15 protein-coding genes and 1 riboswitch are annotated in these 16,891 nt (G+C 40.3%); of the genes, 6 read left to right on the top strand and 9 right to left on the bottom strand.

Annotation, left to right across the window (positions count from 1 at the left end):
* Positions 1–191 precede the first annotated feature (191 nt).
* Positions 192–1,547 carry an amino acid permease gene (locus tag AC4CUX_RS04170; protein ID WP_490792207.1) on the top strand — a complete coding sequence of 452 codons (1,356 nt, stop codon included), beginning with the start codon at positions 192–194 and terminating at the stop codon, positions 1,545–1,547.
* Between the two features lie 104 nt (positions 1,548–1,651).
* Here AC4CUX_RS04170 and AC4CUX_RS04165 read toward each other — a convergent pair whose 3' ends face one another.
* The 8 genes from AC4CUX_RS04165 to AC4CUX_RS04130 all read right to left on the bottom strand — a co-directional run bounded on the left by AC4CUX_RS04165 (position 1,652) and on the right by AC4CUX_RS04130 (position 10,073).
* Positions 1,652–1,924 (bottom strand): DUF2164 domain-containing protein, encoded by a 273-nt coding sequence (locus tag AC4CUX_RS04165; RefSeq protein WP_176538259.1) that lies wholly within the window; start codon positions 1,922–1,924, stop codon positions 1,652–1,654.
* Positions 1,925–2,671: 747 nt separating this feature from the next.
* On the bottom strand, positions 2,672–3,043 hold the full coding sequence (locus AC4CUX_RS04160) for an MmcQ/YjbR family DNA-binding protein (RefSeq protein WP_151836111.1): 372 nt from the start codon (positions 3,041–3,043) through the stop codon (positions 2,672–2,674).
* A gap of 69 nt (positions 3,044–3,112) precedes the next feature.
* Positions 3,113–4,558 (bottom strand): protein adenylyltransferase SelO, encoded by a 1,446-nt coding sequence (locus AC4CUX_RS04155; RefSeq protein WP_490792206.1) that lies wholly within the window; start codon positions 4,556–4,558, stop codon positions 3,113–3,115.
* 78 nt (positions 4,559–4,636) lie between these two features.
* Positions 4,637–4,966: a DHCW motif cupin fold protein gene (locus AC4CUX_RS04150; RefSeq protein WP_151836109.1), complete on the bottom strand. Its 330-nt coding sequence runs from the start codon at positions 4,964–4,966 to the stop codon at positions 4,637–4,639.
* A gap of 74 nt (positions 4,967–5,040) precedes the next feature.
* Positions 5,041–6,207, bottom strand: a complete 1,167-nt coding sequence (locus AC4CUX_RS04145) for an acyl-CoA desaturase (protein ID WP_004697764.1) — start codon at positions 6,205–6,207, stop codon at positions 5,041–5,043.
* A 276-nt stretch (positions 6,208–6,483) separates the two neighbouring features.
* Complete coding sequence (locus tag AC4CUX_RS04140; RefSeq protein WP_490792205.1) at positions 6,484–7,206, bottom strand: glycerophosphodiester phosphodiesterase; 723 nt, start codon at positions 7,204–7,206, stop codon at positions 6,484–6,486.
* A 306-nt stretch (positions 7,207–7,512) separates the two neighbouring features.
* On the bottom strand, positions 7,513–8,091 hold the full coding sequence (locus tag AC4CUX_RS04135; protein ID WP_176538256.1) for a cob(I)yrinic acid a,c-diamide adenosyltransferase: 579 nt from the start codon (positions 8,089–8,091) through the stop codon (positions 7,513–7,515).
* Between the two features lie 98 nt (positions 8,092–8,189).
* The gene (locus tag AC4CUX_RS04130) at positions 8,190–10,073 is read right to left on the bottom strand and encodes a TonB-dependent receptor plug domain-containing protein (protein ID WP_176538255.1); all 1,884 of its coding nucleotides are present in this window, start codon (positions 10,071–10,073) and stop codon (positions 8,190–8,192) included.
* Between the two features lie 35 nt (positions 10,074–10,108).
* Positions 10,109–10,316, bottom strand: a riboswitch (cobalamin riboswitch).
* Between the two features lie 143 nt (positions 10,317–10,459).
* Between AC4CUX_RS04130 and AC4CUX_RS04125 the strand changes: the two genes are divergently transcribed.
* The 5 genes from AC4CUX_RS04125 (at position 10,460) to AC4CUX_RS04105 (ending at position 14,987) form a co-directional block, all read left to right on the top strand.
* Entirely contained in the window at positions 10,460–11,101 is a 642-nt protein-coding gene (locus AC4CUX_RS04125) for a phosphoribosylanthranilate isomerase (protein WP_176538254.1), read from the top strand.
* Complete coding sequence (trpB, locus tag AC4CUX_RS04120; protein ID WP_086210407.1) at positions 11,085–12,314, top strand: tryptophan synthase subunit beta; 1,230 nt, start codon at positions 11,085–11,087, stop codon at positions 12,312–12,314. Before AC4CUX_RS04125 ends, trpB begins: the two co-directional genes overlap by 17 nt.
* Before the next feature lie 68 nt (positions 12,315–12,382).
* A complete protein-coding gene (locus tag AC4CUX_RS04115; protein ID WP_078388460.1) occupies positions 12,383–13,309 on the top strand; it encodes an FRG domain-containing protein in 927 nt (308 codons plus the stop codon).
* Positions 13,310–13,319: 10 nt separating this feature from the next.
* Positions 13,320–13,832, top strand: coding sequence for a DUF1543 domain-containing protein (locus AC4CUX_RS04110; protein WP_490792204.1), 513 nt, complete (start codon positions 13,320–13,322; stop codon positions 13,830–13,832).
* Positions 13,833–13,994: 162 nt separating this feature from the next.
* On the top strand, positions 13,995–14,987 hold the full coding sequence (locus AC4CUX_RS04105; protein ID WP_078388458.1) for a DUF2804 domain-containing protein: 993 nt from the start codon (positions 13,995–13,997) through the stop codon (positions 14,985–14,987).
* A gap of 47 nt (positions 14,988–15,034) precedes the next feature.
* On the opposite strand, the gene AC4CUX_RS04100 is transcribed toward AC4CUX_RS04105, so the two are convergent.
* Entirely contained in the window at positions 15,035–16,867 is a 1,833-nt protein-coding gene (locus tag AC4CUX_RS04100; RefSeq protein ID WP_171263835.1) for a DUF3413 domain-containing protein, read from the bottom strand.
* Between the last annotated feature and the right edge of the window lie 24 nt (positions 16,868–16,891).

The following is a 16,891-nucleotide window of genomic DNA, read 5'->3' as shown; positions in this document are numbered from 1 at the left end:
AAAAGCGGATAAGCTGAGGTTTATCCGCTTTTTTTATGGGATTCAAGCAAAGGCGGCAATCAAAATCAGCAGTTCACTTAAATCTCCAACTGGTGAAATGAAACCGAGTAATCTGCGATTTTAAAGGGCAAGACTGGTTGATCGTCTGTGCAAGCGGTACAATTCATTTTTTTATCAGATGAGCATGTGTTTTGAGCAGCGAGACGCCTAAACTTCAGCGCCGTTTAAAGAACCGCCATATTCAATTGATCGCCATGGGTGGTGCAATTGGCACAGGGTTGTTCTTAGGTTCAGCACATATTATTGAGTCTGCTGGCCCATCGATTATTTTGGGTTATATGATTGGCGGTTTGATTGCATTTTTAATTATGCGTCAGCTCGGTGAGATGATTGTGCATGAGCCAGTGACAGGTTCATTCAGCTACTTTGCCTTTAAATATTGGGGGCGGTTTTCAGGCTTTTTAACGGGCTGGAACTACTGGGTACTGTATATCTTGGTGGTGATGACTGAACTGACCGCGATTGGCAAGTATGTGAATTACTGGTGGCCACATATTCCTGCGTGGGTCTCGGTGCTGGTGTTTTTTGTGGTGATCACACTGGCCAATCTTGCCAATGTCAAACTGTATGCGGAGTCTGAGTTTTGGCTGTCGATGATTAAAGTTGTGGCGATTATCGCCATGATCATCTTCGGGGTTTATCTGTTGTTGACGGCTGATGTCGGTTCAACCGCATCTGTCACGAACTTATGGGCACATGGCGGGTTTTTCCCACATGGTTTTGAAGGCTTGTTTTATATGCTGGCCTTTATGATGTTTGCCTTTGGCGGCATTGAGCTGATCAGTATGGCGGCTGCGGAAACCGAAGATCCTGAAAAGAACATTCCAAAAGCCGTCAATCAAACGGTGATTCGGGTTTTCCTGTTCTATATTTGCTCGCTGGCGATTCTTTTGTCTTTAGTGCCTTGGAATCAATTGGATTTGGGTGGCTTAGATAAAAGTCCATTTGTGCTTATTTTTAAGCAAATTGGCATTGATTGGGCAGCGCATTTACTGAATTTTATTATTCTGACTGCATCGGTTTCTGTTTGTAATAGTGGGATGTATGCCAATAGTCGCATGCTTTTAGGTCTGGCAGAACAAGGCAATGCCCCGCAAGTTTTTAAGCAGGTTAATCGACAAGGGACACCGATTGCGGCTGTTTTATTTTCAGCATTACTGATTTTTGGTTGCGTGCTGTTGAATTACTTTTTGCCTGAAAAAGCGCTCAGTTATCTGATTTATATTGTGGTCAGCGCGGCGGTGTTGAATTGGATGATGATCAGTTTGATCCATCTTAAATTTAGACAGAGTATGAAAAAGCAGGGCATTCAAACTAAGTTTCCAGCGTTATTTGCACCGTTTAGCAATTATTTTGTTTTAGTGTTTATGCTGATGATTTTATATATCATGTGGAATCAAGGTTTTATGCTTTCCGTGTTGATGCTTCCTGTGTGGATCCTCGTGTTATTTGTTTTATTTAAAACATTGAAAGCGAAGAAGAGTTAAAGCGCAGGTGATGATGTTGAAAAGGACTCAATATGAGTCCTTTTTTTATAGGATTTTTGATATTTTAGGATTTAGCTTGATATATAAATGATAAATATTTCCAGTCAGCTTTTAGTTTGTTTTTTAACTTTTTCTTTGGTCAAAATAAACAAGTCATCATTCAAATAAGCGAAGCGCTCTGCTAACCATTCATGGGTGTCAGTTAGGGCTTGATTGTAAAAGTGAGGCCCAAATTCCTCGACAATAAAGTCAAATAAAAATTGAGCGGGGAAATTTCCAAGATCTAACTCAAGCTCTTTCATCGCGTATTTCTTTAATGCATAAATCAATTGTTCACGTGTAAATTCATCAAACTGAACGATCTGCTTATTAGTCATGGGGGGAATCTCAAAATATAATCTGAAAGAATTACATCTGTTATAAAGTATTTATTCAATCCGAGAGCGTCCTAGTATGACGTTCATCATCATTTTTAGTTAGGTTGTGTGGAGAGTGAGCGACTTGCATACTCCATCTTTTCGGATTGATATGTATAGATAATTAAATAGGCAAAATCGAGAAAGAGTGATTGTATTTCCAACAGATTGAAGTACTGAGCTATAAAGTTGCTTTTAAATCACGCAAAAAGTAATTTTTAGGAGTAAGGCTCAGTTTTAGTCATCCTGAAAACTATCCACAATTTCTGCGGATAATTTTGGGGGTAAGTCTAATTAAGCTTATTTTTCTATGTACGTTTTGGCTTACACTAATTCAAGCGGATTGCGTCTAGGTCAGCTCTGAAATATTTTATATGATGCAGTCATAGAGAACAGGAAGTTCCAAAACATAAAACAAAAATGATAAGTTCAACACTAGGATGTGAGGTACGACAGGAGTTATACCTAGCTAACCAATACGAAAAAGCCCGACAGGATGTTGGGCTTTTTTTTATCATCTATAAATGTCTCATTTCACTTTTCGTTTCGAATTTTGGGTTCCAAATGGGCAATACGTAGAAAACGTCGAAAAGCTGCTCAGCAGAGACAATATACGTTCAAATCCATGACCTGTTTGATGTGGTGATAGGGTTGAGCTTTAGGAAATGTAATAGGAATAATTAAAATTTTTTTTCATTCAATAAATATTTAGGTGATGGCTTTAAGCGCAGCGATTCGCTGTCTTTGTAGTTTATTCAGCTTGGATACCACGAGCTCATAAGAGCTGTGTACTAGATCAATGGCTAAATCAGGATCTAAGTCTTCATCCTCATAAATTGAAATCCAATGTTTTTTATTCATATGCCAACCTGCATGAATATACGGATAAATATCACGTAACATCGCGCCGTGGTCAGGCGTGACTTTTAAGTTACTTAAAGCTGTCCCACTTAAAGATGAATTGAGCAAAAACATTTTATCCATGACTTTATAGACATCACAGCCTTCACCAAAGGGCTGACTACACGTCACTTCAGGTAGGGCAAGTGCAGCTTTTGCAGCAATAAGGTGTAAGGACATGGTGATCATCACTCAGTGGGCGAAGCCCTATAGATATTGTTCAATTTATCCACAGTTTAAGCCAAATGCTTAAGAGGAACAACTCACTATCACCTCTGGAACATCGGTTGGTAAAGGTGCTAAATCCTCAGCCTTCTCTAGTGCTACATTCCGCTCAAACGGGTGGCTGAGGAGGTCAAATAAGCGTTCGACTTCTGAGTAATCATTGCGCTCAGCCAGTTCAATCGCTTTTTGTGCCATGTGATTGCGTAGGATATAAACTGGATTGGCTTGTTGCATGGCTGCATCGAGTTCTGCCGTGTCTTGATTTGCACGAATTTGTTCATACTGAGCGAGGAAAATTTCAAACTGACGACGGTCAAGGCAGTCATCTTTAATCATTTCATATTGTTGATTCTGCAAACGCGTAAAGCTTTGTGTGTAGTCGAGCTGTTCGGTTTGTAGAATCCGTAAGAAAGTCATGGCACAGTCAAAACTCTCAGTGTGAAAATGAGGTAAGCCCATTTTCTGACTTAAACCCAGTTTGTAGTGCTCCAAGAACGTGGGTTCATAGTGCTCTAAGCAATCTGCAAGGTCCTGCTTCCATTGTTCTTTGTCATAGTCTTGCGGACAAAGCGGAATCAGGTTGTTCAACCATGTCCATAAGTTCCAGTGTCCAATGCTCGGCTGCTGCTGATAGGTATAGCGGCCTTGATAGTCAGAGTGATTGTTAATCCAATTCGGGCGGAAGCGTTCCATAAAGCCATAAGGGCCAAAATCGAGGGTTAAGCCTGTAATGTTTAAATTATCGGTATTCATCACCCCATGTGCGAAGCCGACCAGTTGCCATTTGGCAATCATTACTGCTGTCCGTTGAATCACTTGGGTTGCAAATGCCAAAACAGGTTGCTCTGCCTCTAAACACTCAGGGTAATGCCATGCGATGCATTTTTGGGTAAATTCGTCGAGTAAATCAGGTTGGTACTGGTTGATCCACTCAAAATGTCCCAAGCGAATATGACAGTCTGAGGTACGTAACATCATTGCACCGAGTTCCAATTTTTCCCGCTGCACGCCTTGAGCCGACGAGGTAAAGCCCACCGCGTTGCTTGAAGCCACGCCTAAACTATTCAGCGCATGTCCAGCCAAGTACTCTCGAATGACGGAACGAAGTACCGCACGACCATCTCCCATTCGCGAGTAAGGAGTAGAGCCTGCGCCCTTTAAATGCAGGTCAATGGTTTGCCCATGTTGATCGAGAATCTGTGCGATCAATAAACCCCGACCGTCACCGAGCTGTCCTGCCCACTGACCAAATTGATGTCCTGCATAGACCATTGCCAATGGTTCAAACTCACTAAAGGTTTTTTGTCCGCTACAAATCTCTACCCAAGACTGTTTGTCGGCTTCAGACCATTGCAACTGTTCTGCTAAAGCGGCATTGAAATGACCTGCTTTTGCCCCTTTTAGTGGCAAGGGCTGTTGATGGTGATAAAGCTTTGATGGAAGAAGGGAGTAGCGTGAATTGAACTGCATAGTGAAGGATCACAAGGGATAAGCCATGACCCCATCAATATAGCAAAGTTTTAGTGTTAAGACATATATCCAACTGTTTTAGTCAACTATAAACAGCTTGGCACCCTTTGAGGTGGACGAGCGATGGGCTTCAGCTTGATCTGCAACTTGGTAACTCATGCCAGCTGTGAGGGTAAAAGTTCGACCATCATCTAGTTCGGTGTGTAGTTCGCCTTCTAAGCACAACAGAATATGCCCTTTAGAACACCAGTGGTCGGCCAAATAGTTCTCAGAATACTCGACCATACGCACGCGAATCGCGTCAAATTGCTGAGTATGCCATAGGGCATAACCCTGATCACCTGTGTGGCGGGTGGTTGGTATCTCGGCCCAGTTGGTGATACCGAAAGGAATGTTGTTAATATCCATGCTGTTATCCTTTATGAACTGCTAAAAAAAGCCCCTTGCGGAGCTTTCTTTTGAAATGGTGAATCAGAGATCAATTATTGTGAAACAGGCGCTTTTTTAATGCTACGCATCAAGGTGGTCAAGGTTTGACGGTGATGACCTAAGCGCTGTTCGACTAACTGAAACTCAATTTTGAGCTTTTCATCCATTTGATGGATTTTTTCAGCCACTGCTGTTTTCTTGGCTTGAATTTCTTGTTCTTTCAATTTTGCCCAGTCATTCAAGGTTTGGGTAAAAGCATCATATTCCTGTGCAATACGAGCTTTCGCAGAGCTGATGTCATCACTGACATTGAGACCATGAACTTCTAAGTCTTGCTCAGCATATTTAAACTTCATCGCAAGTTCAGCTTTTTTAATATTGAAGCTCGGAATACGACGTAAGTTTTTAGCTAAACCCAGTTTTGAGCATGACCAAATCAACCATTTAGTTGGGTCATATTGCCACCATTTCACACCATTACGGTAGTCGTATTGGAAAATGTGGTGGTAGTTATGATAACCCTCACCCCAAGTCGCAATAGCTAACCAGAAGTTGTCACGTGCGGTATTTTCGTCGGTATACGGACGTTTGCCCCACATGTGGCATAAAGAGTTAATGAAGAACGTGACGTGGTGGCTGAGGATTAAACGCATTAATCCGCCCAACAATAACACGCCCCATAAGTCGCCTACAGCCCAACCGATTGGTAATAAAATACCCATGTGGACGCTAATCACTAAAGGAACATAGTATTTGTGTTGGAACATCACCAATTTGTCATTGAGCAAATCGGGTGCATTTTTAAAGTCCGGTTCTGCTGATGGATAGTCTCGAAGCATCCAACCCATGTGGGCATACCAAAAACCATTGTTAATCGAGTAGGGATCTTTCTCGATATCATCGACATGGCGGTGGTGGGTACGGTGACCTGAACTCCAAAATAAAATACTGTTTTGCACGGCAAAGGTACCCATAATCATCAAAATGATTTTTAAAGGTAAGCTTGCTTCATAAGCACGGTGTGCCCATAAGCGGTGATAGCCAGCGGTAATACCTAAGCTACTAACACCCAGTAATACAAACATACTGATCCAAGCGGCTAAGCTGAAATCATGCTGAAAGGCATATAAGGGAATTGCAATCACAGCCACAATCGGAAGAAAAACCAATGCAAAAATTGCAACCCAGTTAAATGGGGCTTTGGGTAGGGGAGCATTCATCTCCAACAGCACTCCTGAAACCTTGGGAGGTATAAATGGAAGGTCAATCCATTACTTTTTGCATGGATTAAGCTACAGCATATTAGCATGAGCGAACCTTGGTTCACTAGCATTATTGTACAGATGTATTGTACTAAACAGTAACAGAATACGAATGTTTAGATATCGAAATTACCGAAGCATTTCTAGGCTTTATCGTAGCAGAGCGATCAATATGAAAAATCAATATTTTCAGTGTCACTACTCATGTAAAACTCAAGTCAGTCGTTGGCTTGTTCAATGTGCATCTGCCAAATGTTGTAGCATCATTTTAGGAAAATCGGTAATTAATCCATCAATGCCACAGTCACGTAAATGTTTGGCGCGTTCGATGTCATTCACTGTCCAAACACTAATGGCTAAATTCGCTTGTTGTGTGGCTTTTAACAAGTCATCGGTTGCCAGTTGGTTCATCCAGCCGATTTGGCAACAGTCGTATTTGAGCGCTTGTTCAATCGCAAGATGTTGAATATCGTCTTCAATCAATAAGCCACGTTTAAATGTTGAGTGTTGATCTTGGAGTGCTTGTAGGATTTTAAGATCAAAACTGGTGATGACCGCACTGTGTTCAAAGCCTCTAAGTTGCTGTGTGAGATGTTGTGTTAGTCGTTCCGCTTCAGCTTGTGTTTGCACGGCTTTGACTTCAACTTCAAGATGTTCGAAGTCCTGCATAATCTGGAGTGCTTGTCGTAGTGTTGGGGTACTTTGCTTTTCCCAGTCTAGCCAAATATGTGCTTGGTTATAGCTATCAAGTTCTGTGCTATTTAATGGGTAGAGCGCTTGGTCGATACCGGTAGTTCGGAGCATGTTGTCATCATGCATAATGATCAGCTCATGGTCTTTGAGCTGACGAACATCAAATTCAACCGCACGTATGCCCAGATCATGAATATATTGAAAACCGCCGAGTGTATTTTCTGGGGCTTCGCCACGTGCACCACGATGTCCGATGATTCTCATATTGAACCTGATCTATATACGTCTTTTGAGTGATTGTAGCGCTAAAAATATCTGATTGGGATAGATTCTAAGGCAGAGATATTAGATATGCGTAAATGCGATTCGTAATGGTTTTTGGCAGAATTGAATTTGAATGAAATGCTTCTGTGATATTCACGATCAGAGATGGCTGTGGGCGAGTTTTACGATTGGCAAATGGTTTGGGATACTTTTCCTGAAAGAAATGTAAGCTAAGAAAGCCTTCCAGTGAATTGATCACTGCAAGACTCCGAAAAAATCTATTTCGTTCTAAAAACTTAGAAACATTTAAATAGTTTCATTGATATTTTTTTGCCAAAGTACTTCTGAGCCACCTTCAGCACGCTGCAAAGCACGGGATGCAACAAAAAGCCAGTCGGATAAACGATTGAGCAACTGTAGTGCGGTGCTTTGAATATTTTGATCACGAGTGTGCACTGACATTAAGCTACGTTCAGCTCGGCGGCATACTGAACGAGCTTGGTGTGCATAGCTACATGCTAAAGAACCCGAAGGTAAGATAAATTCTTTCAGCATGGGTAAGTCTTCATTCATACAGTCAATTTCTTGTTCAAGAAACTCAATAGAAACAGGTTGGAGCAAATGATAGTTTGGAATACACACTTCACCGCCTAAGTCGAAAAGCCAATGTTGAATGAGGCTTAAGCTTTTATCCCATCTCGCTTTGTCTGTGATTTGGCTTGCGGTAATTTGAGCACGAAGCACACCAATGGTTGAATTGAGCTCATCGACATCACCAAGTGCGGTAATTCTTAGATCATCTTTAGTTACACGTGATCCATCGCCCAGACCTGTGGTGCCTGAGTCGCCAGTACGGGTATAAATTTTACTTAAACGGTGGCCCATAATATTTCCTAGGTTTAAATGAAAAAAAGGATAATGCCGGTCAAAACATTATCCATAAACTGCGCTGTTTTTAAATTTTTTTGAGTCTTTAAGTTAAATTAATAACGGAAAGTGACTCCTGCGGAAGCTAGGCGGCCACCGTTGATGTACCAATCTGTTGCAGATCGAGATACTTGGTGGTACTGATTATCCCAAAGGTTTTGAATGTTGGTAAAGACTTTTACATTTGGATTAATATTCCAAAAGGCGTTGAAATCCATCGTCGCATAGCCAGGTACTTGAATAGGATTTGCAGTATTTGATGCGTTTGATTTTGAACGAGCAATCGCTGAAATATTGATACCGTAGATAGAGTTCTCTAAACCAGTTGTTAGGGTAACAGTATTTTTTGGTCTGTAAGCTATTTCTAACCCAGTTTCTTTATTTTCAGTTTTTACATAGGCATATTGAGTTGAAATGAAGTAATCATCTTGTTGCCATTTTAGACCTAATTCACCACCTTTAAATGTGGCTTTATTAACGTTTAAGTTTTGATAAACAGGAAAAGTTGTTACCCAATCACCATCACAGGTTGCGATACATTGAGATGAAATTAAATTCTTAACTTCATTTTGATAAAGTGAAACATTTGCAAGTAAATTTTGATTCAATTGATAGTCAGCACCAACTTCATAAGAAGTACTTTCCTCTGGTTTTAAATCAATATTCCCCCCCCATTGTGAGTACATTTCATTTAGGGTTGGTGCGCGAAATGCACTCCCAATATTCGCATAAACACTTGCATTTGTTAAGAAGTGATAGCGAACAGCAGCTTGTCCAACAGTATGATTGCCAAAGCGCTCATTGTCTTCTAAACGGACACCAAATTGCGTATCAAATTGTTCATTTTTAAATTGGTGTTGTAGGTAATAGCCCATGCTATCAACACTCTGATCACCTTTTAAAATTGTATTGGTTTGATAATTTGCATCCGTATATGTTGCACCAACTAAGATATTTTGATTTGGAGTGAATTTCCATTTTAGGTTTAAATCAGATTCATTATTTTCTGTATCATAACGTGAACCATAAGAGGGTACATTTTGCTTATCTTGCGCATTTGAATAACGTGCATTTACGATTAAATCAGGCAAAATATTGTAGGCAAGCTTTGCATTAATGACACGATTCTCAAATTGGCGTTGAGCTGTATTGCTAATATAATTATTAGTGAAAATATTGGTTCCCTTATTTTCACTAATCGAAGCAGAAGCATCTATTGTATTTTCTTGATAAAAACCGACTTTGGCGTGATAGCCCTTTTGGTCATAACTAGCTTTTTCATTTTTAGGTTGGCTTTCTAGAATGCGTGTGCCATCACTTTCTAAGCGTTGACCACCGATTTTTGCATAAAAACCTTGATCGGTAACTAAATTGGCATTTGCAATTGTTTTATAAGTATTATTTTCCCCATAAATTCCAGTTAAATCTGCACCTGTTTTCTCAGGTTTTTTTGAAATTAATTGGACTACACCACCAATCGCATCACTACCATATTGTACAGATGCAGGCCCTTTTAAGATTTCAACTTGTTGAACATCAGTTGTATCTAAAAATGCAGGATAGAGTGGGGCAAGTTCATTTTGACTGTTTAAGCGGGCACCATCTTTAAGAACCAAAGTATGAACTGATTTGGCGCCGCGAAGTGAAATCTCAGAAATTTGTCCTAAGCCACCGCTTTGTTTTATATAAATCGATGGATCTCTTTGAATTACATCAGATATATTTAATAAGGGGTTTTGTTCAATGGTTTTTTCATCAATCACAGAAATACGTGCAGGAACATTTTCAATCTTTTCTTCAGAACGTGATGCAGTAACAACCAATGTTTCTAAAGAGGCATTCACAATATTCGTGTTGTCTTGTGCAGATACAGACGTAGAGAAACCCATCGCAATAGCGATTGCGCCCACTAAAGCTGTAGGCTGACATAAATTTGACATGCTGGCTCCATACATTCACCCCCCGTGAATGATTGAGTTAAATGGCGCAATAAGCAGGTCTCCGGACTTAAATATAAATATTGCGAACAATATTGGTATATCCATCTTCCCACACGAGTGCAGTGATGTAAGTGCAAATACTTATAAAGATATACGTTTCGTTTTACCGTTGCGGGGGCAGTGTTGGATTTGCACCAACTTCCCTAAAGCATAAATGCTCAGACTTATTGCATTTGGGCGCAGTATACGGTTTGTATGCGAATTAAACAATCGATGTAAAGATTTTTCAGGATGAACTTTACGCAAGGTGAAAAAATTGCATTACAATGATTCGCCCAGATATTTATAGATCAGCTATAAATAGGGCTGAGCCAGAGTCATAACCTATGCGAACCCGTGCCAAAATTTGTGGAATTACCCGTAGCCAAGATATTCAAGCTGTGGTCAATGCTGGGGCTGATGCGATTGGTTTTGTATTTTTCAGGCCTAGTCCACGCAATGTAAGTGCAGATCAAGCTAAAGAATTGATTCAACACGTGCCTGCCTATGTGCAAACTGTTGGGCTTTTTGTGAATGCCACTGCGGATGACATTGCCGATGTGTTAAAACAAGTGGCGCTGGATATCATTCAGTTTCATGGTGATGAAACACCAGAAGACTGTCAGGCGATTGCGGCACAAGTGGAACGTCGTTGGTATAAAGCCATTCAAGTGAAACCTGAACTGGATGTGGTGGCAGAAGTTCAACGCTTTCAACAGGCAGGGGCAAGTGCAGTATTGTTAGATGCATGGCATCCTGAACTGAAAGGGGGAACAGGACATAGTTTTGACTGGTCGCAATTCCCCAAACTGGATATTCCTTTAATTTTAGCTGGCGGTTTAACCCCAGATAATGTTGAAGACGCTATAAAGACGACTGGGGCTTATGCTGTAGATGTCAGCGGAGGCGTCGAATCCGCTAAAGGTATAAAAGACCAACAACTTATAGAAAACTTCATGCAAGGAGTCCATCGTGGATCAGCAAAGTAATGTGATTGACTATACCCAATACCCAGATGAACGTGGGCATTTTGGTATCCATGGCGGACGTTTTGTGTCAGAAACTCTAATGGCTGCATTAGAAGACTTAGAAAAGCTCTATTTCCGTATGAAGGATGATGAGCAGTTTCTGGCAGAATTCGACCGTGACCTCGCCTACTATGTAGGTCGTCCTAGTCCTTTATATTATGCTGAGCGATGGTCGAAAGAGTTGGGTGGTGCGCAAATTTATTTAAAGCGTGAAGACCTGAATCATACAGGTTCACATAAAGTGAACAACACCATTGGTCAGGCTTTATTGGCAAAACTGTCAGGTAAAAAACGCATTATTGCTGAAACTGGCGCAGGTCAGCACGGTGTCGCAACGGCAACCATCGCAGCGCGTTTAGGTCTTGAGTGTGTGGTGTTCATGGGTGCTGAAGACGTGAAACGTCAAGCCATGAATGTGTATCGTATGCGTTTGTTAGGTGCAACAGTTGTGCCTGTAGAAAGCGGTTCAAAGACATTGAAAGATGCTATGAACGAAGCGATGCGTGACTGGGTAACTAATGTTGACTCAACTTACTATGTGATTGGTACAGTTGCAGGCCCGCACCCATATCCACAATTGGTTCGTGACTTCCAGTCAATTATTGGTCGTGAAGCTCGTAAACAAATTCAAGAGCAAGCAGGACGTTTACCTGATGCTTTAGTGGCATGTGTGGGTGGTGGTTCAAATGCAATGGGCTTGTTCTATCCATTTTTGAATGATGCTGATGTGAAAATGTATGGTGTTGAAGCTGCGGGTTATGGTATTGAAACTGGTAAACACTCTGCACCATTGAATGCAGGTCATGTAGGAGTTTTACACGGTAACCGTACTTATTTGATGTCGGATGAACAAGGTCAAATCATTGAAACGCATTCGATTTCAGCAGGCTTGGATTATCCAGGTGTAGGCCCTGAGCATAGTTTCCTTAAAGATATGCATCGTGTTGAATATGTGCCGATCAATGACAATGAAGCTTTACAAGGTTTCCGTGATTTGACTCATATTGAAGGGATTATTCCGGCATTGGAAAGTTCTCATGCGATGGCTTATGTCACTAAACTTGCGCCAACGATGTCTAAGGATCAAATTATTATTGCGACAGTTTCTGGTCGTGGGGATAAAGATTTGATGACTGTGGCACGTATTGATGGCGTGGAAATGGTTGAGATGTAATTCACAATGACTATTGAATAAAGCTCCTTTTGGGGCTTTATTTTTGTTGATTAATTGATGGAGAGGATATGGAAATTAAGGAGGGATTTGGTTTTAAAGAAATCATTTTAGAAAATGTGGATGAATTTATTGAACTCATTAGACCAGACAAAAAAAATATCAATCAATACTTAGAAAGTGTGAATGGTAAATTTATTTATCGCGGTCAAGCAGATTCAAATTGGGAATTAGAGCCTAGTTTATTCCGACATTCACCTGCAGACCAAATTTTATCAAACACATTTGATGGACTTTGTTTTATGTATTGGGTACGTTTAAAGGAATTTATAAACGGCTGTGATTTAAATTCATCAAAAATTCCTTTCGATTCCAAAGCTTTAAGAGATAATCATTTTAACGAGTTCGATAGTGCAGTTGTCTTTAAAACTAAGGCATGGCCGCATGCTGAATTGTATGAGTTAATCGCTTTTGCCCAGCATTATGGTGTATGGACAGAGTTTTTAGATTGGACAAAAAGTCCGTTGGTTGCATGTTACTTCGCTGCTTCTCAAGCTATCAAACAACCATCATTTGATGATCTATTGTCGGTTTGGATATTTGATACCGAAAAGGAAAATTTACTGAGCAATGGTACTGAAAAAAACTTTGAAATTATTGAAGTTCCTAAAAGTGCTAATCAAAATATATCTTCTCAACTGGGTTGTTTTACTTTAGTTCGTCAAAACTTGGTTAGAGGAACAGCATTAACTTTTGAACAGAAACCTAAAAGAATTAAACAGCTTAAATTATTAAATGAGCTGGTTGCTGATAAAAAGATACAAGCATTATTAAAAATTTCTTTACCCCAAAAATATGCTGCTGAACTTTTACAATATTGTTCAGTTTATTCAATCAATGCCGCTACTATTTTTAGAGGAATTGAGGGGGCGGCAATTTATGCTAAAGAAAGCTTTGATATTGAAGCATTTAGAAGAAAAGTAACTTCATCAATTTAAAGGAAATAGAATGCCCAACCTATTTATGGTTATGCTAGGTGGTCGTCATGCACGTGCCAATACCGAAGTCCATGATGTTGTGTTTGCTGTCGCTGACAGTTTAGAAGACAGTTACCCGCAACTTAAACATGCATGGTTTGGTGAACAAAAAGGCTTACATATAGATGCTTGGGCAAGGCTAAATGGTGTTGAAAGTCGAGGGAAAAAATACCAAATACAGTTTAGTGATGCTCAGCCTCAAGTCACAGATGAAAAATTGTGGCTCATAAATTTAGGTGGCTATGACACACGTGAATTTGGGGAGTTGCATCGTTATGTACTCGTTGTTGCTCCACATGCAGCGGAAGCCAAACAACTTGGCAAACAACATTTTGATCAAAAGTGGAAAAAGCAACATACAGATCGTGTTTTAGACGTCGATGACTGTATTGCGATTGATTGCATACATGGACGTTATGTGGCTTTGGTTGAAGCTGAGTTTGATGCAAACATCTGGCAAAATACATATCTGATGTTAAATTAAGTTTGGATCATTCTTAATTTTTAAGTGGTGTCTTCAAACGAAAGAGAGTAGGTTTAGCGAACAATTTGATGAAAAAACAAACTAAATACTTTTCACCTTTAAAATTATAGGCATAATATGCTTAGGGATATTAATTAACTTTTGCTTAAGGATAAAGCATCAATGGATTTGATTCAGTCCAACGGACAACCACATTATGGTCGGTTTAGCGAACTTCCAAAAACCATTGATTTAAATAAGTATCAGTATAAAACCCCATATGGTGAAGTGCTCACTGGCTGGCGGAAAAAGCTAAAATATAAGAAATTTAAGTTTTGTAGCATTCAACATGAACACTACACCATTGGTTTAGCGATTGCTGATATTGCTTGGGCTGGACACGGTTTCGTTTATATTTACGATCATCTTAAAAATGAAGTACTTGAATGGAACGCCGTGAATTTTCTGGCGCGTAAAACCGTTTTAGATGAACAGCCTTTGTATAACCAGAGTGTGTTTGCAAATTCACCGTTTCAAATTGAAATTCAGCATGCCAATGGGGTGCGCTATGTTCAAGTCACCAAGTATGGTGAGATTAAGCTGAGTGCCCGAATTTTCTGCGCAGGCACTGATCCATTGAGTATGTGTAGTCCAACAGGGATTAATGGTTGGACTTATACCCATAAACTGACCACCTTAGCGTGTGAGGGTTTTTTTACCAATAAAGCGGGGCAGATCATTCAGTTTAATGAGCGGACCTTGGCTGCGCTAGATGACACCTGTGGCTTCCTCCGACCGGAAACAGCTTGGTTTTGGCTCTCTTGTAGTTTTTGGGATGCACAGGGTAAGCGTATTGGTCTGAACTTAGCCTCTGGTGTGAATGAAAGTTTTGGCAATGAAAACTGTCTGTGGATGAATGGAAAGCTCTATACCGTGAGTGATGTTCTATTCCAAATGGAAGAAGAAGGGCGTTGGAGCATTCGCTCGTTAGATGAACGCTTAAATTTAACTGTGACCACGGGTTGGCGCCGTTTTGAAAACCTAAATTTGCGTCTTGTGGGCAGTCAGTTTAGTCAATGGCAAGCCAAGATTAGCGGTACGATTCAGCAGGGTGATCAAGAGATTGTATTGCTAAATGAATATGGATTGCTCGAACAGCACTATGCAAAGTGGTAAAAGACCTGTGATAAAAAACCGGCATCATGCCGGTTTTTCTTTTGCCTTTATTTATTAAAACGACTAATTTGCTCCAATGCTGCTTGAACATGAGCATAGTTTGGCTCTTGATCTGACATTGGCTGATTCTTTTTATCTAAGATTTCGAACTGCCCAACAGCCCCCACTTCTAAGATGTTTTTAGGGGTAACAATGCCATATTTACTATAGCTTGAGGTTAAAATCCAATCACGTTGAATTTGTGGTCCCAACAAATCTTCACCCACTGAATAGTCGTGAATTTTTGTGGTTACACCCAAATAGTTTTTCATGAGTGTAGGAACAATATCTTGATGGCTAGTTAAAACGTGGTTATTCCATAGCGCATCAGTTTGTATCTTCGGACCAATGATTGCAAAGGGAACTTTGACTTGAGGGTCGGTAAAGTTACCATTATGTCCCCAGAAGTTTTGAAGATTATCATTCACTTCTTGCCCGTGGTCGCCAGTAATGATGACCAACGTGTTCTCTGCATCACCTGTTTCTTTGAGTTTATCTAAAACTTGTTTCACAATGCTGTCGACGTAGTGCACACTAGTTTTATAACGATTCATCATTAATGAACGATCAGAATCATTACTTAACTTGAGATAATTGACTTCATCCAGCATTGGTTTGTACTGGTGTGGATAGTCTTTAGGAAAGCTGTATCCGTGTGGAGAGTCATAAAATAAAAATGAAAAGGTTGGTTTGTTTCGATCTCTTTTTTCATACCATTTTAACCAATCTTGCGTTAATTCTTCATCAAGACCACCTGCCACTTTGCCAGAAGAACCAATACGTAAATTTGGCACTTTTGAAAACGCGGTTTCATGGAATTCAGGGTTGGTTAATTTGGCAGCAGCAAATAAACCCAGTTGATAATTCAGTGCTTGCAAACGGTCAATAAATACTGGACTTTGGCGGTTCACAATCATGCCATGCCAGTAAGTACCAGGAATACCATAGAACATCCCAAAAATACCTGTGCGTGTGGCATTTCCTGTTGAATAGTGTTGATTAAAAATCTTTCCGTTCTGCGCATAATTCCACAAGTTTGGTGAGTTGTCTGCATTAAATGTGTCTGCACGCCAAGAATCAATCACGATAAACATAATATTGGTGGGTTGCTTTGGAGCTTCTCCAACAATCGGCGTCAGCGGATAATTCAGGTCACTTTTACGTTCTAAAGACATAGCCTTTTGTTTTTCTAAGGCTTCTTCATCAATCCAGCCGTACTTTTTCATGGTTTTATTCGAGGTCATCGGATAAAACATCGGTAAATAGCGTTGTGTCATGGTTACTGGTTGATACACATGTGCTGCAGCCCAAACGTGAATACCATTACTTAAAAGTAAAGCAACAAACACTAAGCCTGTAAACTTTTTACCAATGCTCCATGAAAAAGTGGGTAATTTTTTCTCTAAGAATCGGATCAAGTAAAATTGTGCTGCAAAAATACAGGCAATCGCAGCAATGACCATCAGCCATGTTGAGATTGAGAAACTCACAACCTGACCTGACATCACCAGTTCCAGCATGACGGTATTGATATGGAAACGGTACTGTGCGTAAACAAAGGTATCTATGATCAGTGCAATGAGTGCCAAGCTAGCAATACTTGCTTGCGTAATATGACGTAGCGTATTGGGTAGAAATAAGCTCGGAATCAAGATCAAGCCAATCAATGAAGCAAGCACAGTCATGTGCGAGAATGTTCCAGTAAATAAGAAACTGAATCCCAATAAATCTGTTGGAAACTCAGATAAATACAGGAAATATCTGCAAGCAATAAGCATCGAGATCACTGCATTGACCATGATCAAATAACCAAGAACGCGGAGTTTGAATTTAAACGACATTTTTAACTTCGGATGTAATCGGAC

The organism is Acinetobacter sp. 231_lipA (assembly GCF_058243005.1).
Note: the sequence above shows the minus strand (reverse complement) of the source record. Positions and strands in the feature narration are given on the sequence as shown.